Origin of the sequence: Vibrio sp. TRT 17S01 (genome assembly GCF_050113695.1) — a bacterium.
GTDB lineage: Bacteria > Pseudomonadota > Gammaproteobacteria > Enterobacterales > Vibrionaceae > Vibrio.
In genome coordinates, this window is record NZ_JBNJOG010000010.1 from 161,340 (window position 1) to 187,587 (window position 26,248).

The 26,248-nt window shown below is 45.6% G+C and carries 27 protein-coding genes, 1 pseudogene and 1 riboswitch; of the genes and pseudogenes, 12 read left to right on the forward strand and 16 right to left on the reverse strand.

Annotated features, from left to right (window positions below):
- Window positions 1–3: 3 nt before the first annotated feature.
- From thiB to mpl, 3 genes are all read right to left on the reverse strand, one after another.
- The gene (gene thiB, locus ACQEXS_RS15950; RefSeq protein ID WP_367988047.1) at window positions 4–996 is read right to left on the reverse strand and encodes a thiamine ABC transporter substrate binding subunit; all 993 of its coding nucleotides are present in this window, start codon (window positions 994–996) and stop codon (window positions 4–6) included.
- A gap of 63 nt (window positions 997–1,059) precedes the next feature.
- Window positions 1,060–1,174: riboswitch (TPP riboswitch) on the reverse strand.
- Between the two features lie 45 nt (window positions 1,175–1,219).
- Window positions 1,220–1,843, reverse strand: a complete 624-nt coding sequence (locus ACQEXS_RS15955) for a flavin prenyltransferase UbiX (RefSeq protein WP_427014486.1) — start codon at window positions 1,841–1,843, stop codon at window positions 1,220–1,222.
- Between the two features lie 14 nt (window positions 1,844–1,857).
- Window positions 1,858–3,210 carry a UDP-N-acetylmuramate:L-alanyl-gamma-D-glutamyl-meso-diaminopimelate ligase gene (gene mpl, locus ACQEXS_RS15960; RefSeq protein WP_427014487.1) on the reverse strand — a complete coding sequence of 451 codons (1,353 nt, stop codon included), beginning with the start codon at window positions 3,208–3,210 and terminating at the stop codon, window positions 1,858–1,860.
- A gap of 305 nt (window positions 3,211–3,515) precedes the next feature.
- Here mpl and fbp point away from each other — a divergent pair, with 305 nt between their 5' ends.
- On the forward strand, window positions 3,516–4,532 hold the full coding sequence (gene fbp / locus ACQEXS_RS15965; protein ID WP_367988044.1) for a class 1 fructose-bisphosphatase: 1,017 nt from the start codon (window positions 3,516–3,518) through the stop codon (window positions 4,530–4,532).
- Window positions 4,533–4,726: 194 nt separating this feature from the next.
- Window positions 4,727–5,254, forward strand: coding sequence for an inorganic diphosphatase (ppa, locus tag ACQEXS_RS15970; RefSeq protein WP_427014488.1), 528 nt, complete (start codon window positions 4,727–4,729; stop codon window positions 5,252–5,254).
- A 32-nt stretch (window positions 5,255–5,286) separates the two neighbouring features.
- Here the strand turns inward: ppa and ACQEXS_RS15975 are convergent, their stop codons facing one another.
- The 3 genes from ACQEXS_RS15975 to tamA are packed head-to-tail and all read right to left on the reverse strand — an operon-like array spanning window position 5,287 to window position 11,146.
- Window positions 5,287–5,634 (reverse strand): gamma-glutamylcyclotransferase family protein, encoded by a 348-nt coding sequence (locus tag ACQEXS_RS15975; protein ID WP_427011500.1) that lies wholly within the window; start codon window positions 5,632–5,634, stop codon window positions 5,287–5,289.
- An 11-nt stretch (window positions 5,635–5,645) separates the two neighbouring features.
- Window positions 5,646–9,434: an autotransporter assembly complex protein TamB gene (gene tamB, locus ACQEXS_RS15980; RefSeq protein ID WP_427014489.1), complete on the reverse strand. Its 3,789-nt coding sequence runs from the start codon at window positions 9,432–9,434 to the stop codon at window positions 5,646–5,648.
- Entirely contained in the window at window positions 9,431–11,146 is a 1,716-nt protein-coding gene (gene tamA / locus ACQEXS_RS15985; RefSeq protein ID WP_427014490.1) for an autotransporter assembly complex protein TamA, read from the reverse strand. The genes tamB and tamA overlap by 4 nt, the downstream gene beginning before the upstream one ends.
- Before the next feature lie 120 nt (window positions 11,147–11,266).
- Between tamA and msrA the strand changes: the two genes are divergently transcribed.
- From msrA to ACQEXS_RS16025, 8 genes are all read left to right on the forward strand, one after another.
- Window positions 11,267–11,896, forward strand: coding sequence for a peptide-methionine (S)-S-oxide reductase MsrA (msrA, locus tag ACQEXS_RS15990; RefSeq protein WP_367988038.1), 630 nt, complete (start codon window positions 11,267–11,269; stop codon window positions 11,894–11,896).
- An 88-nt stretch (window positions 11,897–11,984) separates the two neighbouring features.
- Window positions 11,985–12,536: a YtfJ family protein gene (locus tag ACQEXS_RS15995; RefSeq protein WP_427014505.1), complete on the forward strand. Its 552-nt coding sequence runs from the start codon at window positions 11,985–11,987 to the stop codon at window positions 12,534–12,536.
- A gap of 137 nt (window positions 12,537–12,673) precedes the next feature.
- Window positions 12,674–12,907, forward strand: a complete 234-nt coding sequence (locus tag ACQEXS_RS16000) for a DUF2607 family protein (RefSeq protein ID WP_427014491.1) — start codon at window positions 12,674–12,676, stop codon at window positions 12,905–12,907.
- A 49-nt stretch (window positions 12,908–12,956) separates the two neighbouring features.
- Window positions 12,957–13,664 carry a zinc uptake protein ZrgA gene (zrgA, locus tag ACQEXS_RS16005; RefSeq protein ID WP_427014492.1) on the forward strand — a complete coding sequence of 236 codons (708 nt, stop codon included), beginning with the start codon at window positions 12,957–12,959 and terminating at the stop codon, window positions 13,662–13,664.
- Between the two features lie 67 nt (window positions 13,665–13,731).
- Entirely contained in the window at window positions 13,732–14,442 is a 711-nt protein-coding gene (locus tag ACQEXS_RS16010) for an ABC transporter ATP-binding protein (protein ID WP_427014493.1), read from the forward strand.
- Window positions 14,439–15,698, forward strand: a complete 1,260-nt coding sequence (locus tag ACQEXS_RS16015) for an ABC transporter permease (RefSeq protein WP_427014494.1) — start codon at window positions 14,439–14,441, stop codon at window positions 15,696–15,698. The genes ACQEXS_RS16010 and ACQEXS_RS16015 overlap by 4 nt, the downstream gene beginning before the upstream one ends.
- Before the next feature lie 4 nt (window positions 15,699–15,702).
- Window positions 15,703–16,206: a DUF3299 domain-containing protein gene (locus ACQEXS_RS16020; protein WP_427014495.1), complete on the forward strand. Its 504-nt coding sequence runs from the start codon at window positions 15,703–15,705 to the stop codon at window positions 16,204–16,206.
- Between the two features lie 298 nt (window positions 16,207–16,504).
- Window positions 16,505–17,401, forward strand: coding sequence for a TIGR03899 family protein (locus ACQEXS_RS16025; RefSeq protein WP_427011493.1), 897 nt, complete (start codon window positions 16,505–16,507; stop codon window positions 17,399–17,401).
- A gap of 57 nt (window positions 17,402–17,458) precedes the next feature.
- On the opposite strand, the gene pgi is transcribed toward ACQEXS_RS16025, so the two are convergent.
- Window positions 17,459–19,111: a glucose-6-phosphate isomerase gene (gene pgi, locus ACQEXS_RS16030; protein ID WP_427014496.1), complete on the reverse strand. Its 1,653-nt coding sequence runs from the start codon at window positions 19,109–19,111 to the stop codon at window positions 17,459–17,461.
- A gap of 291 nt (window positions 19,112–19,402) precedes the next feature.
- On the opposite strand from pgi, the gene ACQEXS_RS16035 reads away from it, so the two are divergent.
- A complete protein-coding gene (locus ACQEXS_RS16035; protein WP_367988029.1) occupies window positions 19,403–19,822 on the forward strand; it encodes a secondary thiamine-phosphate synthase enzyme YjbQ in 420 nt (139 codons plus the stop codon).
- A 44-nt stretch (window positions 19,823–19,866) separates the two neighbouring features.
- Here ACQEXS_RS16035 and alr read toward each other — a convergent pair whose 3' ends face one another.
- Entirely contained in the window at window positions 19,867–20,940 is a 1,074-nt protein-coding gene (gene alr, locus ACQEXS_RS16040; RefSeq protein WP_427014506.1) for an alanine racemase, read from the reverse strand.
- 13 nt (window positions 20,941–20,953) lie between these two features.
- Window positions 20,954–22,378, reverse strand: coding sequence for a replicative DNA helicase (locus tag ACQEXS_RS16045; RefSeq protein WP_367988027.1), 1,425 nt, complete (start codon window positions 22,376–22,378; stop codon window positions 20,954–20,956).
- Between the two features lie 173 nt (window positions 22,379–22,551).
- On the opposite strand from ACQEXS_RS16045, the gene ACQEXS_RS16050 reads away from it, so the two are divergent.
- Window positions 22,552–23,316 carry a DUF481 domain-containing protein gene (locus ACQEXS_RS16050; protein ID WP_427011490.1) on the forward strand — a complete coding sequence of 255 codons (765 nt, stop codon included), beginning with the start codon at window positions 22,552–22,554 and terminating at the stop codon, window positions 23,314–23,316.
- A gap of 82 nt (window positions 23,317–23,398) precedes the next feature.
- Here the strand turns inward: ACQEXS_RS16050 and rplI are convergent, their stop codons facing one another.
- The 7 genes and pseudogenes from rplI to ACQEXS_RS16085 form a co-directional block, all read right to left on the reverse strand.
- Window positions 23,399–23,851, reverse strand: a complete 453-nt coding sequence (rplI, locus tag ACQEXS_RS16055; protein ID WP_367988025.1) for a 50S ribosomal protein L9 — start codon at window positions 23,849–23,851, stop codon at window positions 23,399–23,401.
- Window positions 23,852–23,884: 33 nt separating this feature from the next.
- Window positions 23,885–24,112 (reverse strand): 30S ribosomal protein S18, encoded by a 228-nt coding sequence (gene rpsR, locus ACQEXS_RS16060; RefSeq protein ID WP_000090472.1) that lies wholly within the window; start codon window positions 24,110–24,112, stop codon window positions 23,885–23,887.
- Window positions 24,113–24,128: 16 nt separating this feature from the next.
- Window positions 24,129–24,431, reverse strand: coding sequence for a primosomal replication protein N (gene priB, locus ACQEXS_RS16065; protein ID WP_367988024.1), 303 nt, complete (start codon window positions 24,429–24,431; stop codon window positions 24,129–24,131).
- An 8-nt stretch (window positions 24,432–24,439) separates the two neighbouring features.
- A complete protein-coding gene (gene rpsF / locus ACQEXS_RS16070; protein ID WP_367988023.1) occupies window positions 24,440–24,829 on the reverse strand; it encodes a 30S ribosomal protein S6 in 390 nt (129 codons plus the stop codon).
- A gap of 248 nt (window positions 24,830–25,077) precedes the next feature.
- The gene (bfr, locus tag ACQEXS_RS16075) at window positions 25,078–25,563 is read right to left on the reverse strand and encodes a bacterioferritin (RefSeq protein WP_367988022.1); all 486 of its coding nucleotides are present in this window, start codon (window positions 25,561–25,563) and stop codon (window positions 25,078–25,080) included.
- 71 nt (window positions 25,564–25,634) lie between these two features.
- Window positions 25,635–25,826, reverse strand: a complete 192-nt coding sequence (locus ACQEXS_RS16080) for a (2Fe-2S)-binding protein (protein ID WP_427014497.1) — start codon at window positions 25,824–25,826, stop codon at window positions 25,635–25,637.
- A 326-nt stretch (window positions 25,827–26,152) separates the two neighbouring features.
- Window positions 26,153–26,248, reverse strand: a pseudogene (locus ACQEXS_RS16085) (elongation factor Tu); the annotation flags it as partial.

Consider the following 26,248-nt stretch of genomic DNA (forward strand, 5'->3'; position numbering starts at 1 on the left):
TCCTTAAAATGTTAGCGCGTTTTGCCATTCACGAATCCACGGCTTACGGTTTTCAGCCACTTCATCGGAGCTAAAGCTCAATGCTTGTTTCGGTACCGTAAGCGTTTCAAACCCTTGCGGCAGTTTAACGTCAGTCACCGGGTACATCCAGTTGCCCGTTGGCATCACGCTTTGAAACTCATCACTCAAAATAAAGTGCATGAATTCATCTGCTAGCTTCTGGTTTTGTGAGCTTTTCAGCTTCGCAGCGACTTCAACCTGAGTGTAGTGGCCTTCCGCAAAGTCGGCTGCTGCGTAGTTTGCATTACTTTCGGCAATTAAGTGATACGCAGGAGACGTGGTGTACGACAGCACCATATCAGACTCTCCTTCAAGGAACATTGAATACGCTTCCCACCAACCTTTAGTAACGGTGACCGTTTTCTTAGCCAGTTGCTGCCACGCATCCGTCACGTTATCGCCATAAACCGATTTCATCCATAACATCAAGCCTTGTCCTGGCGTGGATGTACGAGGATCTTGGTAAATCACTTTTAGATCATCACGCTGCTCAACCAGCTCTTTCAAACTCTTTGGCGGATTGGTCAACTTTTCTTTGTTATAAACAAAAGCAAAGTAACCGTAATCATAAGGAACAAAGGTCTTGTCTGACCAACCATTTGGTAATGTGGTATTGGAAGTATCAACATCGTGCTGTGCCAAGAGGCCTGTCTTTTTTGCTTCAGCCATTAGGTTGTTATCAAGACCAAGCACAATATCCGCTTTGCTGTTTTTGCCTTCTAAACGTAAGCGATTGAGAATAGAGACGCCATCGTCTAAGGCGACAAAATTAATATCGCAACCACATTTGGCTTCAAAGGCTTTTTCTACTTTCGGACCCGGTCCCCACTCTGCCGTAAAGGAGTCATAGGTATAAACCGTTAAAGTCTTGTCTGCGGCATGTGCGGAAAATGAAGTAATGGTTGCGATGGCAATCGCGCTAAGAGTGGTTTTCACGGCTCGCTCTCTCCTTGTTGAGCGGCACAGGCTTGAGGTAGGGTTTGATCGTCCTATCGGCGATAAATATCCTGACTCAATTCCTACGCCAGCATTATCTGGTTCAGGTATTACGGGTCCCGAGCAGTGCTCGATCTCAGCTTCATTGATCCAATCAATAGCTCCCCGATGAGTATGGGTGGATTGTAATCGTTATGTCACAACTTGGCTACCAACAAGTTTATCACTGACGCTGATCGTAGCCCCAGCGAGGCACCAGCGCTTGCTCTATCCCTAAATGGTCAAGTATGCGAGCCACCATAAAGTCGACCAAATCATCAATGCTTTGTGGCTGATGATAAAAACCGGGCGCCGCAGGCATGATAGTCACACCCATTTGTGACAACTTGTGCATGTTCTCTAAGTGAATGGTCGAAAATGGCGTTTCACGGACCACCAGCATCAATTGGCCGCGTTCTTTGATCACCACATCTGCAGCGCGCTCTATCAGATTATCCGACATGCCATGAGCAATGGCAGCGACACTCCCTGCTGAACACGGACACACCACCATCTGTTTCGGCGCAGCCGAACCCGAAGCCACAGGTGAAAACCAGTCTTCTTTACCACATACAATCAGTTTGTCGGACTCGCACTTAAGGTGCTCAACCAAGGCTTTTTGCGCCGCCTCAGGTCCAGCTGGTAATTTCAGATTGTGTTCTGTCGCCAGCACCACTCGAGCGGCAGATGAGATCAACAAGTAAACTTGATAGTCCGCCGCGAGTAAGCATTGCAGCAATCGCAATCCATAAGGTGCGCCGGAAGCGCCCGTCCATGCCAGTGTTATCGCTTTGTTATTTCCGCTCATAATTCAACACTAATTTATTGTGCTAACTTGTCCAGTAATTTGCCGTGAATGCCTTCAAAGCCCCCATTGCTCATCACTAAGATCTGAGTACCCGGAGCAGACTGAGCGACTATATCACTGACAAGCTGGTCAATATTGTTACTGACATACGCTGGTTGCTGACACTGTTTCGCCACGTCTTCAACCGACCAATCAATGGTATCTGGCTGGTATAGGAAAACTTTATCTGCCTGCTTGAGAGACGCAGCTAAGGTATCTTTATGGACACCACGCTTCATCGTCGCGCTACGAGGTTCAAGTACCGCAATGATCTCTTGCTCACCGACTTTGTTACGTAAGCCACCCAACGTCAGTTCAATCGCGGTGGGGTGATGGGCAAAGTCATCATAAACCGTAACGCCATTCACTTCGCCTTTAAGCTCCAATCGGCGCTTGGTATTAATAAATTTAGCCAGCGCTTCACAAGCTAAATCTGGTGTCACTCCAACGTGTCGAGCTGCCGCAATCGCCATCAAGGCGTTATCAACATTGTGATCTCCAACAAGATCCCATGTTACCGTACCTACACGCTCACCTTGGTAGAGTACGTGGAATTGTGAGCCATCTTGCGTCACTTTTTCTGCAAGCCAATCCCCCTCTTCGCCAGAGTATTCCGTCTCTGACCAACAGCCACGTTGCAACACATCCGCCAGAGCCTGATCTTGTTTTGGTGCAAGAATGCGCCCATTACCCGGAACGGTGCGCACTAAGTGATGGAATTGGCGCTTAATCGCTTCGAGATCATCAAAAATATCTGCATGATCAAATTCAAGGTTATTCATGATCAGCGTACGCGGATGGTAGTGAACAAACTTAGAACGTTTATCGAAAAAAGCGCTGTCATATTCGTCGGCCTCAACCACGAAAAACATGCTTTCCCCTAGTCGAGCCGACACACCAAAGTTGCCCAGCACGCCACCGACTAAGAAACCAGGCTGGTAGTCACACGCTTCCAGAATCCAAGCCAACATACTTGAAGTGGTTGTTTTACCGTGGGTACCTGAGACCGCCAACACCCAACGATCATGCAATAAAAATTCCTGTAGCCATTGAGGGCCCGAGGTGTAACGCAGGTTGTTGTTCAGCACATACTCGACACACGGGTTACCACGACTCATTGCATTACCAATCACCACAAGGTCTGGGGCAGGATTCAGTTGTGATGGGTCAAAGCCTTCAATGATTTCAATACCTTGAGACTCTAATAATGTACTCATTGGTGGATAAACATTGGCATCACTCCCGGTGACTTTATGTCCGAGTTGACGCGCCAAAACCGCTGCGCCACCCATAAAAGTACCGCAGATCCCCAAGATATGAATATGCATAAACCTGACCTTGTCATGTGCTGAAATTAATCGATCTTCATTATCGCGATTATGGCCTGAAATGCGAACCTCTTTGATCACCCTTTGACCGAGGCTGGACTCAACCGCTCAACTATTGGGCAGTTTTTAACTGAATGCAAACGAGAATCAAGTCGACAATTAAATTGAGATCTCAAACAGTTAGTTCATTACCAATAAAAAGATCCAACTCTTACACTTTGCAATGAAGCCTACCAATGATCCATAAGAGATCATACTTGGCTTATTCCCCCTATTTTAATTTGAGTGAAGTTTAAGGAAATAACATGTCTGGAATGCGCACCCTTGGCGAGTTCATTGTTGAAAAACAAGCGGACTTCCCCCACGCTAGCGGTGATCTATCATCTCTTCTCTCTTCTATTCGACTTGCTGCGAAAATCGTCAACCGTGAAATCAATGCGGCTGGACTTGGTGATATTACAGGTGCTGTCGGTACTGAAAATGTTCAGGGAGAGGCTCAACAAAAACTGGATGTTTACGCTAACGAAAAATTCAAAGCAGCACTTGAAGCACGCGATCAAGTCTGTGGTGTCGCCAGTGAAGAGGAAGACGAAGCCGTCGCATTTAGTAAAGAGTTAAACAAAAATGCCAAATACGTGGTGTTGATGGACCCCTTAGATGGATCGTCCAACATCGATGTGAATGTGTCAGTCGGCACCATTTTCTCGATTTACCGCCGCGTCTCCCCTATCGGAACCCCACCAACTCAGGAAGATTTTCTTCAACCGGGACACAAACAGGTCGCTGCTGGCTATGTGATTTATGGCTCATCCACCATGTTGGTGTACACCACAGGCCATGGCGTCAACGGTTTTACCTATGATCCTTCACTGGGTACATTCTGCTTGTCTCATGAAAATATGATGATCCCACAAGATGGCACCATCTACTCGATCAATGAAGGCAATTACATCCGCTTCCCGCTAGGGGTAAAGAAATACATTAAGTACTGCCAAGAAAATAAACCGGAAGAGAAACGCCCTTATACATCGCGCTACATTGGCTCGCTGGTGGCTGATTTTCACCGTAATCTACTCAAAGGCGGCATTTACCTGTACCCAAGCACTCAAAGTCACCCAAGCGGAAAGCTGCGCCTGCTTTACGAATGTAATCCTATGGCATACCTCATTGAACAAGCGGGTGGTTTGGCTTCAGATGGCGTGAATCGGATCCTTGATATTAAGCCAACCGAATTGCATCAGCGTGTGCCATTTTTCGTCGGTTCGAAAAATATGGTAAGGAAAGTAGAAGAGTTTTTAGAACTCAATCCAAACGAAGAATAATACTAACGCCTGCTATGCAGGCGTTTTTTATAACCAACTAAAATGATGTTGTTGGTGGCTTATTTTTTTAAAGATAACGCTTACCATGAAAGTTCATCGGCAATGAGGTTACATTTCGTACGATTTTCCGTTAAATTTGATGGCAACTCAGGTCGATTGACCTCGTTTCAGCCCTTAAGGAAAAGGATAATTCAATGAGCTTAAATAACGTACCTGCGGGTAAGTCCCTACCCGATGACATCTATGTGGTCATCGAAATCCCAGCCAATGCTGACCCTATCAAATACGAAGTTGATAAGGACTCTGGCGCGGTATTTGTCGATCGCTTCATGTCTGCACCGATGTTTTACCCTTGCAACTACGGTTACGTTAACCACACTTTGTCACTCGATGGTGATCCTGTTGACGTGTTGGTTCCCACACCGCATCCATTACTACCGGGCTCGGTGATCCGCTGCCGTCCAGTTGGCGTGTTAAAAATGACCGATGAATCAGGTGAAGATGCCAAAGTTGTTGCGGTGCCACACAGCAAACTGTCAAAAGAGTATGACCACATTCAAGATGTCGGTGATCTGCCTGAGTTGTTAAAGGCACAAATCACACACTTCTTTGAACGCTATAAAGAGCTTGAGTCAGGAAAGTGGGTAAAAGTCGATGGCTGGGCTGATGCCGCTGCGGCCCGTGAAGAAATTCTCACCTCTTACAAGCGAGCACAAAAGTAATCAAGAAAAAAGCCAGCAACGCTGGCTTTTTTTTACACTCGTTGACACCAATCGCCAGTAGCAATCAGGCTATCTAACTGATTGGCATCTTGATAGAGATAGATCCACGCAACACCAAAGGGGGTATCTATGGTTTCACGGCGATATTCCACTGGCACCTCTTCCAACCTATCCAGCGTTTGCAATGTATCGCTGTCAATGAGGTAAACTTCACCACGAATAGAGTGTTGCCCTTCCGTAAGAGCTGGGTAAGCCCCTAAATCATGTAGTGCGTAAGTTGGTTGCGTTTCATGCACACCCAGTAACTGAGCGCTTGCCAGAAAGTGATGATTACTCTCTCCCTGACGCAGCGTCCCATAGACAAAAACTAAATGTTGCATCCATTGTCTCCCTATTTAATCTCAAACTGGTACAGCAGATCGACGGCACTATCAAGGCCGGATACTGCTTCAACGTAGAGATCCTTCATAAGGCGGTAGCGCACCGTAAACTCACCAACTGAGTCAAATATCCCTACACCATATTTCACCTGAAGCCCCGGCAACACATAGCCACTGACCGTGACCTGAGAGTCATCACCCGATCCTGCGGTATCTAATTGAAGATCCTGAACCCCAAAGGCTTCACCAATTTCCCCAACCACACGACCACTTTGTGCCAAGCTCAACCCAATCAAGGTAGTCGTCATGGCATTACCACCTGACTCTCCATCTATATCTTGACCACGGAGCAGGTACGACAAAGCATTGGCTTGCGGCATTGATGGCTCAGAGAAGATCGTTAGCGATGGTTCATCTGCTGAACCCGTCACTTTCACGCCGGCAATCACATCGTCTTGGGTGTTGGCTGGGTTACGAATCGCCGTGATGGCGACATAAGGTTGATCCACTGGGCCATTCATCAGGATTTTACCTTCTTTGATCAGCAAGTCCTGACCAAATGAGCTGTATTCTCCATCAACAATCTGGACTTCACCATTCACAAATGGACCTTTGTCACGTTGAGCAACTTTGAGGTTACCTTCGACATTACCCTTTAGACCAAAAGCAGACAGCCTAAAGTCATCCGTGATCTTAATGTGGACGTTACTTTCCACTTTAAATGGCACAATGGACTCTTCGCTCACTGGTTTTCGATCACTGTTGACGATCACTTGGTCCTTCGACACACCTACCGCACTCGGTGGCAGATCTTTCACCACAATGCGCCCCCAAGGCAGCTCTATGTCACCATCAATTTTCGCTTCTTTTGGTGTGATAGCAATCGTCATATCTGGGATCACTTTCATTTTGACCATAGGTGGCACTTCAACTTTGAGTTCATCGGCAAAAATGCGCACGTTGGTATGCCAATTCGCTAAGTCTTGCCAATCCGCATCACCCAGCATATCCAGCTCACCATCTGGAGTATGAATGGCGGCATTCAGTTTAGCTTGATAACCAGTAAAATCGATAGCGACTCGGCCTGTATCGATTTCAACTGGCGTGATATCGCCATGTAACAAAATATCATCAATCAAAAACTGACCATTCACTTTCGGTTGCAACAATGGCCCTTTGATCGCGAGGTCGGTTTCTATGTTTGACTTCAACTGACTGTATTGCCCAACCATTGGCGCTAAGAAATCCAAATTAAACGTAGACAGTTTTAAGCGGCCATCTATTTGCTTATCTTCCACCTGAACATTAGGAATGGTGATATGACCAGACACATCGCCATTGTCAGTGACATCAAATAGCCACTTCGCTTCTAATTTATTATTCGCAAGGTTTGCATCCAGCGTGACCGACTCCCAACCAAAAGTTACATTCGGTTCAAGCTTCTGCGTCACACTGCCTTTAGGTAAGGTCAGGTCAAACTTAAGCTGAGGTGCTGTTTTCGGAGCCCATTTTGCCCAAACATGCGCATCTGCTTGACCTTGTAACTCAGTCTCTTGCGGTAAGAACATCGCAACTTGTGAAAAATCGAAATCCTTGACTGAAAGCGTGGCTTCCCCTTGCTGTCCCGCCACGATGTCTTTATCGAGACAAACGGATGAGTTCCCTTGCAACCAACAATGCGCAGCAACACTGGCTTGTTGTTTGTCCACGTCATAGCCAACTTTAGTGGGGTGGTTCAATAACCACTTACCTTGCTTAGATAGGATTTCAACACGCTCTAATGCCCCTTTCCACACTAAGCTCGGCTTATTCAGCATGGTGCCATTTAATGCTAAACGTGTGGTCACAACATTGGAGTTAACATCCAAAGTGAGCTCATGACGCTGTTGATTACCACTGAACTCAAGTCGAGCATCATTGAGTACATTATCTTCATAATGAGCGCGATTAACCGTTAACTTAAGCGAGCCCATCGGATCTGGCAGTGGTTTGACATCACCGTAAACTGAGATGTGCTCAATACTCGCCAAGTCTTGCCATTTTACAGAATTTATATCTAGATCAACTTTAACTTCCGGCGCTTTCAACGGCCCAGTTAGATGGACTTCACCATTCGCCGTTCCTTTAAGATCGGGGACCGACTTCTCTAGATCTGGAACATTGATCGTGACATCCATGCGCCACTCTTTATCCAGCTTGCCTTTTGCATGTAAGCCATTTGGACCGTGGGATAACACCAACCGTGGCGTATCCACTTTGAAATCCCCTTTTCCAGCAATATCGGACGCACTCAGCTCCCCTTCAATATTGAGAGGATACCCTCGGAACATGCCATCAATATCCAAGAGCGGCAGTTGAACTTTCCAGCCCCCTTGCTCAGTCAATGATCCATTGGTCGAGAGTTTGCCGCTAATATTGCCTTCAGCTTCCGGCCATTGAAGACCTGGCTGAATATTTTGTAGCGCCAGCGCTGCTTGCCAGTTAATTGGTTGATCCCAGTTAGCCATCACTTGGCCTGTCACCTTACCGCCTAATGTATCGAGCTCGATATGGTCAATATCCACTTGAGATAAAGTGCCTTTGCCATCAATAGAGGCACTAAGCGCTGGAATATCTTTTCCTTTGATATCGGTATCGAGTGATAGTTGGTAGCCAGACAGCGCCCCTTTGGCCGTCAGATGGTCTAAATCAACGTGGTAATCCCCTTTCCCGGTAAGTGGCCATTGCACCTTGCCCGCAGATAAATCAACATCAAAGGCGAGATCCGCTTTGAGTGGCTGTACGTTCGCATTAAGCTCGGCTTTAGCAAGGCCGGATAACGAAGCATTGAGCGCAAGGTCTGCCACGCTGCCGTTCGCCGCAACTTTAAGCTTTTGCCCTTTGGCCATCTCATCTTTGACCGTCGCCACTAAATTAAGATCCAACGGATAGTCACCTGTTAAGGTGATATTTGAATCAAGCGTCGCATCCAGTTGAGGCATTGTCAGTTCTAGGGTTTTGATCGAAACGTTCTGCTCGGCAGCCAATACCTCTAAACCAAGATGGTCAATTGTGATTGGGGTTTCTTGTTCTAAGGTGAAACGACGTAGATCAAAGCGAACTAACTCAATTTGGAGCGGTAGCGTTACCTCCGGTAAGACGATGTCTTGTGGCTCGGCTTTTACATCCGGTGTTGTTTGATCTCCACCCTTTACTTCTGTTGATTCGTCCGTTTCAGAGGCTTCAGATGGGGCGAGCTGAACACGCACATCATTCCAGATCGTTGGGTGTAAACGTAGGCGATTGCCTTGAAATTGCAGAGCTGAGGAAAACTGTTGCCATTGAACCTGATTCCCTAAAATATTGAGGTCAATATCTGTTAACGCCAAATGGTTTACGTTGATAGCGATAGGTGTAGTAATACGGGAGGCTGATTCTTCCACAGGTTCCGGCTCTTGCGGCTCAGAAGGCGGCAACTCTGGCATATTAAAACGCAAGCCATCGATAGCAACGTCATTAATACACAAAGCAGGCTCAGTAAAACAAGCGGCATTCATACCTAATGTCAGCATGTGTACATCAGCATCAATACCTAACGATGCATCCTGATAACTCACATTCGTCAACGTAAAGCGAGGAACTAACGCACCAGTGGCCGATTCCACTTTCAATTCAGGGAGCGCTTTTTGAGCGCCCCAAAGCACAAAGTTCAAGCCGGTATTGGTAAACAAAATACCGGCTAATGCGACAAGTAAAAACAGTAACAGTCCCAATAAGGATGCAGATAGCCACTTAGACCACTTAAAAACCACTTTGGTCATAGCTCAGGCCCCAAGGTAAAATGGATTTTGAATTCATCGCCCGGTGCAGCATCCAAGCCCCAAGCAAAATCTAAACGTATCGGTCCGACAGGCGAAGCCCAGCGAATCCCTGCACCGACACCACTTTTGAAATCAGGTGTATCGTTAAAGGCATCACCGTAGTCATAAAACATCGCAGCCCACCAGTTTCCGGTTAAGCGATATTGATATTCCAATGACGTTGTTGCCATGTATTGCGCACCAGTTAATGCTCCACTCGCATCTCGTGGAGAAATACTTTCATAACCATAACCGCGCAAATTGTTGTCGCCACCAGCAAAGAAACGTAAAGAGGGTGACAGTTTTTCAAATTCATCAGTAATATTCGCACCACCATCAACGCGGAATAAGCCACGATGGTTGTTACCTAAGCTACGGATCCAAGACGTAGTGGCTTGCACGCGCAGCACACGGGTCTCCGATAAAACCGCTGGGTCACCATATTCAAGAGTGACGCTCTGGCGATCACCCCACATTGGCATCGCCCCACCTCGGGTGCGGCTGCGTGAGTATGAGATCCCTGGCAGCACAAATTGACCGTTGTCGTCTTGCAGACCTTGTTCGTAGTTTTCCATCAAATGACGAATAAATAAGGTTCGGTGCCAACCGTTATCCAACAACCAGTGTCGTTCAATCGCAAAATTGGATTCCAAACTCTTCGTATCGCGACTATCTTGCTTCTTCATCCCATATTGGATCTTGTAGTACTGATGCAAAACGTCGTCCAACGGAATACGATAACCCGCCGTGATCGTCTGCTCAGGCGCGGAAAGGGAGAAGCTGCTATCAAAACTGTGTCCACGTGAATTGACCCAAGGTTTCTTCCATTTCAAAGAACCTCGAACACCAACATCCGTGGAATATCCCAAACCCGTTTCTATCTTATTCCGAGCCTGAGGTGCCAACGAAACTTTCATTGGTAACTCTCGTCCTTCGCCGAGATTCGAGAGATCGGGTTCAACAAATACGGAAGAAAACCAGTCCGTATTGGAAAGATCTTGGTTGTATGCGCCCACTTTAGAAACGGAATAAGGTTCACCCTGCTGATATGGGCTAATCGATAGCACGCGGTCGGTATCTATCTGGCTGCCTTCAATGCTGGTTTTACCAAACTGATAGCGGATACCGCTATCAAAATGCAAACGAACATATGCCTGATTCAGCTCTGGGGAGACTTCCAGACGAGCTTGAGTAAAGTCACCTTCAAAGTAACCTTTTTTCAATGCTAAGCTGCGGATCTTAGATTTCAGATTGTCGTAGCGATTATGCTCAAGTATCTCACCAGCCCCTAAGTAGCTTTTGGTGATCAAACCGGCAAATTGTGGGTCTTCGCTTGCTTCACCATCAATACGAACATCCAGCTCAGCAATAATCACTGGCTCACCTGGCGTAATATAAGCCACCAGCTCTTGGTCTTTTTCTAAGACTTCAAAACGAAACTCTGGATGGTAATAACCTAAAGCATTAAGCGCTTCAGTCGCACTTTGCTCAATCCGAGCCTGAAAGCGCAGTGTCGTGTCGTAATCGGTCTTGGGAATAGAAGAAAGGTAAGCATCCACATTTTCTTCAAGCTTACCATCTAGACCTTTAATCGTGAGTTCAACATCATTGGCCAACACAGTCGTTGGTAAAAACATCAGCGCGATTAATACTGGTAATGGTTTTCTTAACATGCTTAATTAACAACACATACAACGTAGAGCGAATAATAACGCCAGTAAATAGATAAGTCTGTACAGGAACCGTCAATTGATTGTCTAACAATCAAGACAAACTTAGGAAGGAGTTACAGAATGCACAACAAACAAACGATGGTCACGGTTCAAGATGCCTTACCAGGGCGAGAAACTCAACTCTTGATTGAAGATTCTCACTATGTCAACCAATCCAGTCTCACAAGTGAGCCAAAACAAGGAGAACAGAAAATTCTGTTTGGTATGGGGTGCTTTTGGGGCGCAGAACGTTTGTTTTGGCAGTTAGAAGGTGTTGTCAGCACTTCAGTAGGCTACAGCGGTGGCTTTACCCCGAATCCAACCTATGACGAAGTATGCTCAGGCAAAACAGGACACACTGAAGTGGTTCGTATCGTGTTTGACCCTGCCATCATTTCACTAGAAGCCTTGCTTCAGCGCTTTTGGGAGCGTCATGATCCGACACAAGGCATGCGTCAGGGCAATGATCTCGGAACCCAATATCGTTCAGCTATCTACGTATACAGTGATGAACAATATCAGCAGGCACTCAAGTCCAAACAACAATACCAAGCTTTGCTGGGTACCCCGACCGAAATTACAACCGAAATTCTACCCGCTGGTGAGTACTACTATGCAGAAAGCTATCACCAACAATACTTGGCAAAGAATCCTAACGGCTACTGTGGCTTGGGCGGCACTGGTGTCTGCTTTCCACCTTCGCAAGAGTAACCCTCAGCCCAAATTATTACCACGTTTCTAACAGCTCAATATTTTTGGGTATATACTTTCTGCGCACCAAACAAAAGGAAGAAATATGATGAAAAACAAAACCCTGTTAGCTTTGATCGTGGCTTGCTCTCCCACTCTTGCTCTTGCACACAACCTAACGGTTGGTGAAACCTTACCAGCTGCAACCATCGACCAACATGGTGAAATCCTCATTCAGCAAGATAAACCGACTTATCACCGTTGGAAAACGGCTGACATGCTTGGAAAAGTCCGTGTCATTCAGGCAATCGCAGGGCGTAGTGCCGCCAAAGAAATGAATGCGCCATTAATGGCAGCACTGACTGCAGCCGAATTTTCTGGCGAAAAATACCAAACAACCACCATTATTAATCAGGATGATGCCATGTGGGGAACCGGTTCTTTGGTGAAATCTTCAGCCGAAGACAGTAAGGCAGAGTTTCCTTGGTCATCTATAGTCCTTGATGAAAATGGTGTCGTGGCTCAGGGGTGGCAGCTACAAGAAGAATCTTCTGCCATCATAGTGCAAGACAAACAAGGCAAAATCTTGTTTGTCAAAGAGGGAGCACTGAGCCAAGCGGATATCGGACAAGTTTTATCACTGATAAAGCAAAGCCTTTAATATTGGTTACAGATAACCCTTTCACCGATCAGACCAGAAATGTTATGGTATAACACTTCTGGTCTTTTGCTGTTGTCACTGCTGTGCTGTTTAACCTCAATTCACACCGTTGTAAATTGCTTGCCCTGTGTGCGGTTGTGCTCACCGTATGGCTGAACTTTGCCTATATTGAGCATCAATTAGACATCACACCAGAACATCATTCGCAGCATCACTGCCAACTGTTTGCAAGTGCCCATCATGGCGCTTCAACGCCACCTCTTATTTGGTTCAATACCCCATCAATTGAAGTTCGCGAACCTCAACCGTTGGTGGCTCAAACGTTTTATTTTCCTTTTTCCTATCAAGCACGTTCACCGCCTATAGTTTAATTAGATCCCCAGATTACTGAACGATTTAACTAAAATTATAGGAAAAACAATGTCTAAATATTCTCAAGTAGCTCTGTTTGTAGGGCTAGCGGTTAGCGCATCTGCATTTGCTGAAGAAGGGTTCCGTCAACATGAAGCTCACGTTCACGGACATGTGGAATTCAATATTGCTCAAGATGGAAAAGATCTACTGATTGAAATCACCGCTCCCGGCGCGGATGTGATTGGCTTTGAGCACGCCCCGAAAAACAATGAACAAAAGCTCGCTTTACGCCAAGCAGAAGAGTTACTCAACAATGCTGACTCTATTTTCACATTAAGCAGCGGTGCGAAATGTCACCTTGAAACGGCGAGTGTCAAACATACCTTGGGTGCGGATAACCACGACCACGACCACGACCACGACCACGACCACGACCACGACCACGACCACGACCACGACCACGACCACGACCACGACCAGCATGATGATAAAGCGCATGAACATCATGACCATGATGATCATCACAAGCATGACGAAAAACATGAGCAACACCACGATCATGCCCAACATGAAGCTCATGCTGAACACAGTGGCCATGGATCATTTACCGTTCAATATCAGTATCACTGCGATAACATCAGTGAACTTAAACAGATCGATACACACTGGTTCACCAATTTCGGTAACACCAAAGCCATCAGCGCAAATGTACTGACAGATTCAGTCCAAACAGCCACTGAGCTTTCGGCGAAGAAAACTGTTATTTCACTATAACCATATCGCGCTGGCAGAACCGTTTTGCCAGCGCGACTTATGTGAATAAAGAACCGGGTAGATGACGATGAAACAAGTCTCGCGCTCAAATCCTGTTGTTGAACTGCAGCAGGTGGTGTTTCGATGGAGTGAAACAGCCGAACCGACTCTGGATATTCCTCAATTTCGTATTCAAGCGGGTGAGCATTTATTTATCAAAGGCCCAAGCGGCTGTGGTAAATCGACACTGCTAAGCCTTCTCACCGGTATTAATCGCCCACAACAAGGGAATGTTTACGTACTGGGACAAAATTTATCAGCCATGAAAGGCAGTCAACGTGATTGCTTCCGTGCTGATCATCTTGGTTATATTTTCCAACAATTTAATTTGCTGCCGTACTTAAGTGTTGTAGAAAATGTGACGCTTCCCTGCCGCTTTTCTGCGTTACGTAAACAACGCGTGCAAGGCGATCTTTACCATGAAGCGAAACAACTGCTAGATAGATTGCATCTTCCTTCTTCCTACATCAACAAGCCTGTCGTTGAGCTCAGTATTGGTCAACAACAACGCGTCGCCGCTGCCAGAGCTTTGATTGGCGCACCACCATTAATCATTGCCGATGAGCCCACCTCTTCACTGGATTATGAAAACCGAGCGGCGTTTATTGAGCTGTTAATGGAGCAGTCGAATCAAGCGAAATCGACGCTACTGTTTGTCAGCCATGATCCAACATTGGAATCTCTATTTGACCAGACGGTGCACCTAAATAAACTCAACCAAGCCGGAGGGGTAGTATGAGTACCACGATGACCCTAGCTTGGAAAAGCGTTCGTAACCGTAAAGCGACTGCTATTCTGACCATTCTTACTGTCGCTATCTCTGTCATACTGCTTATGGGAGTAGAGCGTATTCGAACCCAAGCCAAAAGCAGCTTTGCCAACACCATTTCAGGAACAGATTTAATCGTCGGTGGGCGCTCAGGACAGGTAAACCTGCTGCTGTATTCAGTATTTCGCATTGGTAATGCAACCAATAACATTGACTGGAAAAGCTATCAGGAATTTAGCCAACACCGCAGTGTCGCATGGGCAATCCCCATTTCATTAGGCGATTCCCATAAAGGCTTTCGTGTCATGGGCACGAATCACAGCTATTTCGAACATTACCGCTATGGGCAGAAACAACCGTTAGCCTTCCAGCAAGGTCAAGAATTTCATGGGTTGTTTGAAACCGTACTTGGCGCCGATGTTGCCAAACAGCTCGGCTACCAGATTGGTAGTGAAATTATTATCGCGCACGGGATCAGCGACGTGGGCTTCAGCCGCCACGACAACTTACCTTTTAAAGTCGTCGGTATTCTTGCACCAACAGGGACCCCCGTGGATAAAACCGTTCACGTTTCGCTGGAAGCCATCGAAGCTATTCATGTCGGCTGGGAATCAGGCGCTCATCTTGGTAACACACCAAGTGCGGAGCAACTTAAGCAATACGATTTCCAACCAAAGCAAATCACGGCCATGTTGCTTGGGCTAAAATCCAAAATACAGACCTTCGCGCTACAACGACAGATCAACACTTACCCTAAAGAGCCACTCAGCGCGATTATGCCGGGTGTCGCGCTGCATGAATTATGGGGCATGATGTCTGTGGCAGAACAAGCATTGATGGCTGTTTCTATCTTTGTAGTCGTAGCAGGCTTACTGGGGATGTTGAGCAGTTTATTGACCAGCTTACAGGAACGTCGTCGTGAGATGGCAATTCTCCGCGCGATGGGGGCAAGACCACGCCATGTGTTTTCTCTATTGATACTTGAGGCCAGCGCACTCACCAGTATTGGTATTATTGCTGGAGTGCTCGGCGTTTATTTATTGCTTAGCTTAGCTCACCCTTTTATCCAACAAAATTACGGACTCAATCTGGCAATTACTTCAATCACCCCACACGAATGGATGCTATTAGGTTTTGTTCAACTGGCAGGCATCGTGATCGGATTTATTCCGGCACTGCGCGCTTACCGACAATCTCTTAGTGACGGAATGACAATTAGGATTTAATACGATGATAAGAAAACTGCTGCTTCCATTGCTGCTGGCATTTACGGCTTTTGCAGCCCCCTACAGCTACGCCTCGGAAGATATTTTAACCTTGGACTGGATAGATCTGGTGCCGGAGAAAGAGCGAAATCAGTTTGATGCTGTCGGCATGCCGATGGCACAAGATCATTCAGGCAATGCCGCTCAGCAATCCAAAGTTGGCAGCGTACGACAAGAGCTGAATGGTAGTAAGGTGAAAATCCCTGGGTTTGTGATCCCATTAGAAGGGGATGAAAATACCGTAACAGAGTTTTTATTAGTGCCATATTTTGGCGCATGCATTCATGTGCCACCACCACCACCGAATCAAATTATTTATGTACGATTCCCTAAAGGTGCGCCTGTACAACAATTATGGGATGTGATTTACGTGATAGGTACATTAAAAACAGAAACTATTAGCCATGAGCTGGCTGAAACAGGTTACGTCATCGAAGGAACAGCAATCGCTGAATACGACGATATGTAAACAAGATTAACAAAAAGACACCTGTTAATTATCCTGCTTTAACTTATGTATCTGGACAAATAAACCAGAACGGCAAGGTAAACTAGCAAAAGCAAGGCGATTGACAGGTGCTTTCTCAGTTTATTTTCATTCAGAAATTTCATAAGCCCTCTCAAAAACTTCAATAACAATTTTAACAATTTATTATCAATTGTGATAGCGCAAATTTCTAAAGCGGCTCACATAGTTTCAGTAGCGAGGCTCGGTTTTCCGAGGTAGAGTAATTCTTTATTACCACTAAAGTTTCGAGTTAAAGATTATGGCCGAGAGCAATAAACCTGTCGTGATCGAGCACGAGCCCAGTCAAAGCTCGCGTCAGGACAAGAAAAGTACCTACATAAAAGACAGTGCAAGTCGCATCCTTAACATTGCTCAAATCAACGGTCTGGATGCCCTGCTGCAGACAGAAAAGCCAGAAAAACCCGCGCTGGAACGAGCATTAAATCGAGAAAGAAAGCGCAGAGAACAGCGGCAGAAAAACCTCGAACAAATTCTCAAACTGGCTCACCTCTCGTGCAAAGATGAAACGGCTGGCGATCCAGACCAAGATTGGCTGTACCGCTTTTTCGATATGGCTCAGGAAGTTCATAATCCATCAATGCAGCGACTTTGGGCACAGGTACTGAAACGTGAAGTAACCAACCCCGGCTCCACCTCGATGAAAGCGTTGAAAGTGCTGCAAGACATGACCCCGAAAGAAGCGCAGATTTTACAACGTGCAGCTTCTCTTGCCTGCAGTTTTGGTGGCGACAACAGTCGTAAATTATTGGTGGGGTACCGCGCTCAAGGAGGCATCTTTAGCTTTGGTAAACGCAGCACGACCAGCAATATTAATATTGGCAGCTTCCAATTACCCTACTCCAGCCTATTGGTGTTGTTTGAACTCGGCCTCATGCACGGCACTGAATTAGAATCTGGTGAAATCGAACTGGAGCCAGCTTTACCATTAAAATATCAAGGTAAGCAGTTGTCACTGCAAGCTCATGGCAAAGGAATTCGTTTACTTTATTACCGCTTCAGTCCAACTGGCAATGAACTGTGCAAGCTGTTAGGCAATAAACCCAATATGCAATATTACGATCAAATGATGGCGGTGCTGAGTCAGAAATTTACCGTACATACGGAAGTGAAAAACACGGTGCATCACACCGTTTAACCCATACAAAAACGCCAGCCTTTAGGCTGGCGTTTTCTATTTTAAGCAGCAAACAACTTATGCTTTAAATGCTTTAAATGCGTTGATCAAACCGTTTGTTGAACTATCGTGAGAGCTAATATCTGAGCTGTCAGCTAACTCTGGTAGAATTTGGTTCGCAAGTTGCTTACCAAGTTCCACGCCCCACTGGTCAAAACTAAAGATGTTCCAGATAACGCCCTGAGCAAAGATTTTGTGCTCGTACATCGCAATCAAGTTACCTAGCGTACGAGGTGTGATCTGCTTAACTAGGATTGAGTTCGTTGGGCGGTTTCCTTCAAACACTTTGAATGGTGCTAGTGTCGCCGCTTCTTCTTCACTCTTACCTGCTTTAGTAAATTCCGCTTTAACTGTCGCTTCGTCTTTACCAAATGCCAGCGCTTCTGTTTGAGCAAAGAAGTTAGACATTAGCTTCTGGTGATGATCGCCTGCTGGGTTATGGCTGATTGCTGGTGCGATAAAATCACATGGGATCAGTTTAGTACCTTGGTGGATCAACTGGTAGAACGCGTGCTGGCCATTAGTACCCGGCTCACCCCAAATGATTGGGCCAGTTTGGTAAGTTACGGCATTGCCGTCACGGTCAACGTACTTACCATTTGATTCCATATTGCCCTGCTGGAAGTACGCAGCAAAACGGTGCATGTACTGATCGTAAGGTAGAATTGCTTCTGATTCAGCACCGTGGAAGTTGTTGTACCATAGACCGATAAGCGCAAGGATCACAGGGATGTTGCTTTCTAGTTCAGTAGACGCGAAGTGGTTATCCATCTCGTGCGCACCGTCTAGTAGCTCAATAAAGTTGTCGTAACCGACAGCAAGCGCGATAGAAAGACCGATTGCTGACCATAGAGAGTAACGACCACCAACCCAATCCCAGAACTCAAACATGTTGTCAGTATCGATACCGAACTCAGATACCGCTGGTGCGTTAGTTGAAAGCGCCGCAAAGTGCTTAGCAACGTGTGCTTCATCACCCGCAGAAGCTAGGAACCAATCACGCGCACTGTGTGCGTTAGTCATTGTCTCTTGAGTGGTAAACGTCTTAGACGCAACAAGGAATAGTGTTGTTTCTGGGTTTACTTTCTTCAATGTTTCAACGATATGAGTACCATCAACGTTAGAAACAAAGTGTAGGTTTAGGTGGTTTTTGTATGGTGCTAGCGCTTCAGTCACCATGTAAGGACCTAGGTCAGAGCCACCGATACCGATGTTTACGATATCAGTGATCGCTTTGCCTGTGTAACCTTTCCACTCGCCGCCGATAACGCGGTCAGTGAACGATTTCATTTTCTCAAGTACTGCATTAACTGCAGGCATCACGTCTTCGCCATCCACCATTACTGGCTTGTTGCTGCGGTTACGAAGAGCCGTATGAAGTACAGCGCGACCTTCCGTTTGGTTAATCGCTTCACCACTGAACATCGCTTCAATTGCAGACTTAAGCTCTGTTTCTTGTGCTAACGCAAACAAGTGTTTTAGTGTTTCTTCGTTGATCAGGTTCTTAGAATAATCGACAAGAATGTCGTCACCAAAGCGCGCTGAAAATTTGTCAAAACGAGTCGCGTCCTGAGCAAATAGCGCTTTTAGATCCATATCTTGTGCAGATTCGAAGTGTGCAGTCAGTGCATTCCACGCTGGTGTTTGCGTTGGGTTGATATTTTTCAACATGGTATTGATCCCGATGTTACAGTAGGTTTCACTCTACAAATCCTAAGCATAATGTTTAGAATTGCAGAAGCCCCCGATTAAGCAAATAAAATTAGTGTCGTTTCTACATTGCGAAATTGCAGCAAAAACTTTGTAATAAATTTTCAAGTCGCAATTATGACTCAGCCGATTTACCCCATCATTGAGGTAGGTCACGTAAAGCAATTCCAATGGTCAGAAGAACCATAATATCTGGATAGAGAAGATAACGCCTCTCTATTCATTTGCCAAATAGAATATAGAGGATGCCATATGTGGGTTCAACGAACGCTCCAACTCCAAGCTAGAAAGCGCGGTTTTCACCTGATCACTGATGAAATTGAACAACAATTACCTCAAATTAGCGGTCTTTCTGTGGGAATGTTACAGCTCTTTATTCAACACACCTCAGCCAGTTTGACCTTAAATGAGAATGCCGATCCAACCGTTCGTCTTGATATGGAGCAACACTTCAACCAATTTGTGCCAGAACGAGCTGCTTATTACCAACATACCTACGAAGGTGATGATGATATGCCTGCACATATCAAGGCCTCGATATTGGGTGCGAGCGTAATGATCCCTATCAGTAACGGACGTTTAGCATTAGGGACATGGCAGGGCATTTATTTGGGGGAACATCGTGATCACGGTGGTAGCCGAAAAATAATTGCGACCATACAAGGTGAATAACCACCTATAAAAAATGCAGGCTGAAAGCCTGCATTTCTGTCTAATTAACGGTATTCCATCTCAACACGAGAGGTTAACTTGGTAACCAACTCATAGGCAATGGTGCCAATGTGCTGCGCTACTTCTTCAACTGGCAGATCCTGTCCCCATAAAATGGCTTCATCACCAACGAGATCGCTAGCGTTTGGTCCTAAGTCCACCGTCAGCATATCCATCGAGACTCGTCCAGCTACTGGCACTTTTCGACCATTAACTAACACAGGTGTCCCATTCGGAGCCGTTCTTGGATAGCCGTCTCCATAACCTATGGCAATCACACCGACTTTAGTGTCGCGTTCACTGGTCCAGATCCCACCGTACCCGACACTTTCTCCCGCTTTCACATCCCGCACGGCAATAAGGTGGGATTTAAGAGTCATAACAGGTCGATAACCTAGCTCCTCCGCCGTTTTGTCACTAAATGGAGAAACACCATACATAATGATCCCCGGACGAACCCAATCTAATTGGCTGTCAGGCCAAGCAAGTAACCCCGCAGAAGCAGCGAGAGAGCGCTCACCTTCACATCCATCAGTCAGTGACAGGAACAGATCCGCTTGTTCATTGGTGGTACTTTTATCCAGTTCGTCAGCACAACCAAAATGGCTCATATAACGCAATGGTTTCGCCACATTGCTGCATGCTTTTAAACGGTGAACAAATTCATCGAATTGTTCGGGGCACACCCCTAAGCGATGCATGCCACTATCAACTTTCAGCCAGACCACAACCGGAACTTCAAGATCTGCTTGTTCTAACGCATCTAACTGCTCTTCGCAATGAACGACGGTCTGAATATTATTGGTGACTAAAATAGGCAAATCGCCAGAAGAATAGAAACCTTCCAACAATAAGATCGGTTTCACGACACCACTGGCGCGCAGTTGAAGCGCTTCTTCAATACGCGCGACCCCAAAAGCATCGGCTCCCTGTGCATGTTTCGCAATATGACGCAGCCCATGACCATAGCCATTCGCTTTCACAACGGCCATCACTTTACTGTGTGGCGCTTGTTGCTTGATCTGTTGCAGGTTATGTTGCAGTGCAGATAGCTCTACACATGCCGTAGCTGCTTTCATATAGCTCATTGAATTACTCATCATCCATATCAAATGCTGGGCCAGCATAATTGTCGAAACGAGACCATTGTCCTTGGAAAGTCAAACGTACCGAGCCAATAGGGCCGTTACGTTGCTTACCTAAAATGATTTCTGCCGTCCCTTTCATCGAACTTTCTGGGTTATAAACTTCATCGCGGTAAATAAACATGATCAAGTCAGCATCCTGCTCGATGGAGCCCGATTCACGCAAATCAGAGTTCACTGGGCGTTTGTCTGCACGTTGCTCCAAAGAACGGTTTAACTGAGACAAAGCAACAACAGGAACGTTCAATTCTTTCGCCAGCGCTTTTAATGAGCGAGAGATCTCGGCAATTTCGAGTGTACGGTTATCTGACAGCGCAGGCACTCGCATCAACTGCAAGTAATCGACCATGATCATTGATAACCCACCATGCTCCCTTGCAATACGACGAGCACGAGAACGAACTTCGGTTGGTGTCAAACCAGAACTGTCATCAATGTACATGTTTTTCTTCTGCATCAAGATCCCCATAGTAGAAGAAATACGTGCCCAATCCTCATCATCAAGCTGGCCAGTACGGATCTTGGTTTGGTCAACACGAGACAGTGACGCCAACATACGCATCATGATCTGTTCTGAAGGCATCTCCAGTGAGAAGATCAAAACCGGCTTGTCTTGTGACATCGCCGCATTCTCACACAGGTTCATCGCAAAGGTGGTTTTACCCATCGATGGACGCGCTGCCACAATCACCAAGTCCGAACCCTGCAAACCCGCAGTTTTCTTATTTAAATCGGTAAAGCCAGTGTCAACACCCGTTACGCCATCTTGTGGGGTCTTATATAAGAGTTCGATACGCTCAAGGGTTTTCTCAAGAATGTTATCGACATTCTGAGGGCCTTCACTTTCATTAGTACGAGACTCAGCAATCGCAAAAACCTTACTTTCCGCAAGATCGACCAAGTCTTCTGAACTGCGCCCTTGCGGATCATAACCAGCATCTGCAATTTCATTTGCGACCCCAATCAAGTCACGAACTAACGCACGCTCAGCCACAATATCGGCGTATGCGTTGATATTGGCAGCACTCGGGGTATTCTTAACCAGATCAGCAAGGTAAGCAAAACCGCCAACATCCTCTAACTGCTCACGCTGCTCAAGAAACTCCGATAGAGTGATCAGATCGAGCGGCTTACTGTCTTCCAGAATCGTTTTCACCCCATCGAAAATCAATCGATGTGGTCTGCTGTAAAAATCTTTTGCAACCACTCGCTCTGCGACCGTATCCCAGCGCTCATTGTCCAACAGCAAACCACCAATCACGGACTGCTCTGCTTCTAGAGAATGAGGAGGAACTTTAATTGCGTCGACTTGCGCATCTAACGGTTTGCGCTTGCGTGGATCCAACTTTGTATCGATTCTGGTGTCTGCCATGAGGATGCTCAAAAACTGCTAACTAACCGCCCATTATAACCAGAATAATTGATTTGTAATTATGTAGGATAGGGTTTGTGATTTTCTTAAGGAGAATTAACCTGTTGCTGACGGACAAGCGAGGCGAAGTTTTTAATATTCAACCATTAGCTTCATCAGTATCGGAGAACTTTGTGTCGAAAATATGGTTTCTTGGGATTACGCTGTTAAGCGCACCTTTTGTTTACGCGCAAGATGCCACCAAAGACTCAAAGGATATTGAGGTCCCATCACCTTGGAATAGCGAAGTTGAGTTTGGCTACCAGTCTCACTCCGGCAACTCCGACTCACAATCTCTGAACTCTCGATTAAGTGCCGATTATACGTCTGGGCGCCACCGTACCAGTGGTGAATGGAAGTTTTACTTATTGTACAAAGATGGTGAAGAAGATAAGCGTCAATCCACTTATACCGCGCAAAGTGACTATAAGTTGGGCCCTAAGACCTATCTGTATGGCAGTTTTAAAGGCGTTGACTCACGCTATAGCGCCTACTTTAAGGATTACACCATGTCAGGTGGTTTGGGTTACCAGTTTTCTAACACAGATACGTTCGTATTTGAGCTCGAAGTGGGGCCTGGTTTTCGCTACCAAGAACCCAATCATGATGAAATTGATGACGATGACATCATTTTTCCTGACATCGTCCAAGAAGCGATTTTTCGTGGCAAGATCAATAGCGAGTGGCAAGCGCTGGACAATTTACGCGTCGGTGCAACCTTAACCATGGTGTCTGGGCACAGTAACACCCGAACCGATAGTGATATCAGCATTACCAACAACATCACAGAAGATATCGCACTTAAGCTAACCCACTCTCGCCAGTACCACGATAAGGTACCTGAAGGGCTTAAAAAAGCAGATACTGTCTTCTCTGCAAACTTACTATTTCTATTCTAAAGCGTTGCGATTAGAGCAAATTAAAGGACATAAAAAAACACCAGCCGAAGCTGGTGTTTTTCATATTCGTCTTGGTACTGAATTACTCAGCAGCAACAACTTGTAGGTTCACAGCTGCGAAAACTTCAGAGTGAAGTTGAACGCTGATCTCGAACTCACCAGTGTTACGTAGAGCACCTTCAGGAAGGCGAACTTCGCTCTTAGCAACTTCAACGCCTGCTGCAGTGATTGCATCAGCGATGTCACGAGTACCGATAGAACCGAACAGTTTACCTTCGTCACCAGCTTTAGAAGCGATAACAACTGCTTCTAGAGCGTTAACTTTCTCAGCACGCGCTTCTGCAGCAGCCAGTTGCTCAGCAACTTTAGCTTCTAGTTCAGCACGGCGAGTTTCGAACATTTCAACGTTAGACTTAGTTGCCATAACTGCTTTACCTTGAGGGATAAGGAAGTTACGAGCGTAGCCAGATTTAACGTTTACAGTGTCGCCAAGACCACCTAGGTTACCGATTTTATCAAGTAGAATAACTTGCATTGTTTAATCCTCTTTCTTAATAAAACGAACCGATTACTGATGCTTGTCAGTGTACGGTAGTAGAGCTAGGTAGCGTGAACGCTTGATAGCGCGAGCTAGTTGACGCTGGTACTTAGCACTTGTACCAGTGATACGGCTAGGTACGATTTTACCAGCTTCAGTGATGTAGTTTTTAAGAGTTGCTACGTCTTTGTAATCAATCTCTTGTACGCCTTCTGCAGTGAAACGGCAGAATTTACGACGACGGAAGAAACGAGCCATGGGCTATCTCCTGATCTTAAATTTGAGTAATGTTGTCGGCGTGTAACACTAATTTACCAACGCCATTTCGGCCGGTTTGGTAAGCGACAAATCCGCTCACCTTAATGTTACTGCCTTGTACTAAATTCTGAGTGTCTGCTTGTGACCTTTGCCCACTAACAACTACCGGCATTCGACAATAAACTTGTCGAGGTAGGTCAGCCTCAATAACCGTAGAGCGATGCTCTAACCAAAATCGACAGTGTTCTATACCACTGGGGCTTTTACTACGAATGGGCGGTTTGGCTATGGTGCCAGAAAGCTCCATTCGGTTGGTCATAAGAGAAATTACTCAGCAGCTGCTTCTGGCTTAGCTTCAGCACGCTCTTCACGGCGAGGAGCACGCTCTGCACGCTCTTCTTTCTGCTTAAGCATGATAGATTGCTCAGTGATAGCCGCTTTAGTACGCATGATCATGTTACGTAGAACTGCATCGTTGAAACGGAAAGCAGTTTCTAGCTCATCGATTACAGCTTGGTCAGCTTCAACGTTCATTAGAACGTAGTGAGCTTTGTGAAGTTTGTTGATTGGGTAAGCCAGTTGACGACGACCCCAGTCTTCTAGACGGTGTACTTTACCGCCAGCTTCAGTGATAGAACCAGTGTAACGCTCGATCATGCCAGCAACTTGCTCGCTTTGATCTGGGTGCACCATGAATACGATTTCGTAATGACGCATTGGTTGCTCCTTACGGATTATTCAGCTTCCACAAATGGCTCGGTCATCCAGAGGAAGCAAGGAACTAAAGATAATTGACCGAGAATTTAAGAGCACGAATAGTACAGAAAGAAAGCAGTATTAGCAAGAGGAATCATACTGAGATGCTGACCTTATTTTCATGTTCGATTTTGATTCAATAAATGAAGGGCCAGAAAAGGAAAAGCCGCTGCTTCATTCACAGCGGCCATATGATTTACGCTAGAATTTTAATCGTCTTCATCATCATCCACATACTGCGCTTGGAGATAATTTTCGATACCAGTTAGCTTGATCAAACCAAGTTGTGTTTCTAACCAATCAACATGCTCTTCTTCGTCTTCCAAAATATCTTGAAACAGATCTCGTGATACATAGTCATGGACATCTTCCGCATAAGCAATAGCAGCTTTTAAATCCGGAATAGCGGCCATTTCAACTTTTAGATCACACTCAAGCATTTCTTTGGTATTTTCACCAATCATCAGCTTCCCGAGATCTTGTAGATTAGGTAACCCTTCGAGGAATAAAATACGCTCGACAAGTTCATCAGCATGTTTCATTTCATCAATAGATTCTTCGTATTCTTTATGAGCTAAGTGTTTTAAGCCCCAGTCTTTATACATGCGAGCATGAAGAAAGTATTGATTAATAGCGACAAGCTCGTTACCGAGCACTTTATTGAGATGTTGGATTATGATTGGATCGCCTTTCATGACAAAGCCCTCCTGTTTGGCTCCTTTAAATGTAGAACCAATTAAGAAGGTGTCAAAAGGCGTTAAAATAGCTAACTTGCTTGTTTTAGCTCAGTAAATACAACGATTTCACTAATGAGCTCTTTAGCATGGCGAACACATTTGCCACACTGACTCCCCAAAGCCGTACAACGCTTAATGCCCCGAATATCCGTAACTCCTTCATTCTGAACAAGCTTTCGAATTTTTTTATCCGATACACCATGGCAAACACAAACGTACATACAACTTCCAAATACTTCACTAAGAGACAAAGTAAATATAAACGAGAATCGTTGTTATTACCACTTGGTTAAAATGAATATTAAGACTGATTTGTTATAAGAAAATTTGCTACAGCGCATGGTCATTCAGTCAAAAACCGGAGTAACCATATGGATAAATAACTAACTTCCTGTTTAAGAACTAATTATTCGTTAGTACCTACTGTTATTTAAACACTTACCCTTATAACAGAAAACGAAAAAGGGAAGCCGAAGCTTCCCTTTTTCTTAGTGCGTTTTCTTCAAAAATGAAGAAAAGAGCAAGATTTCAATTAATTCATTAAGAATTATTCGAAGATCTTAGCTACAACACCAGCACCAACTGTACGGCCACCTTCACGGATCGCGAAACGTAGACCTTCGTCCATCGCGATTGGTGCGAT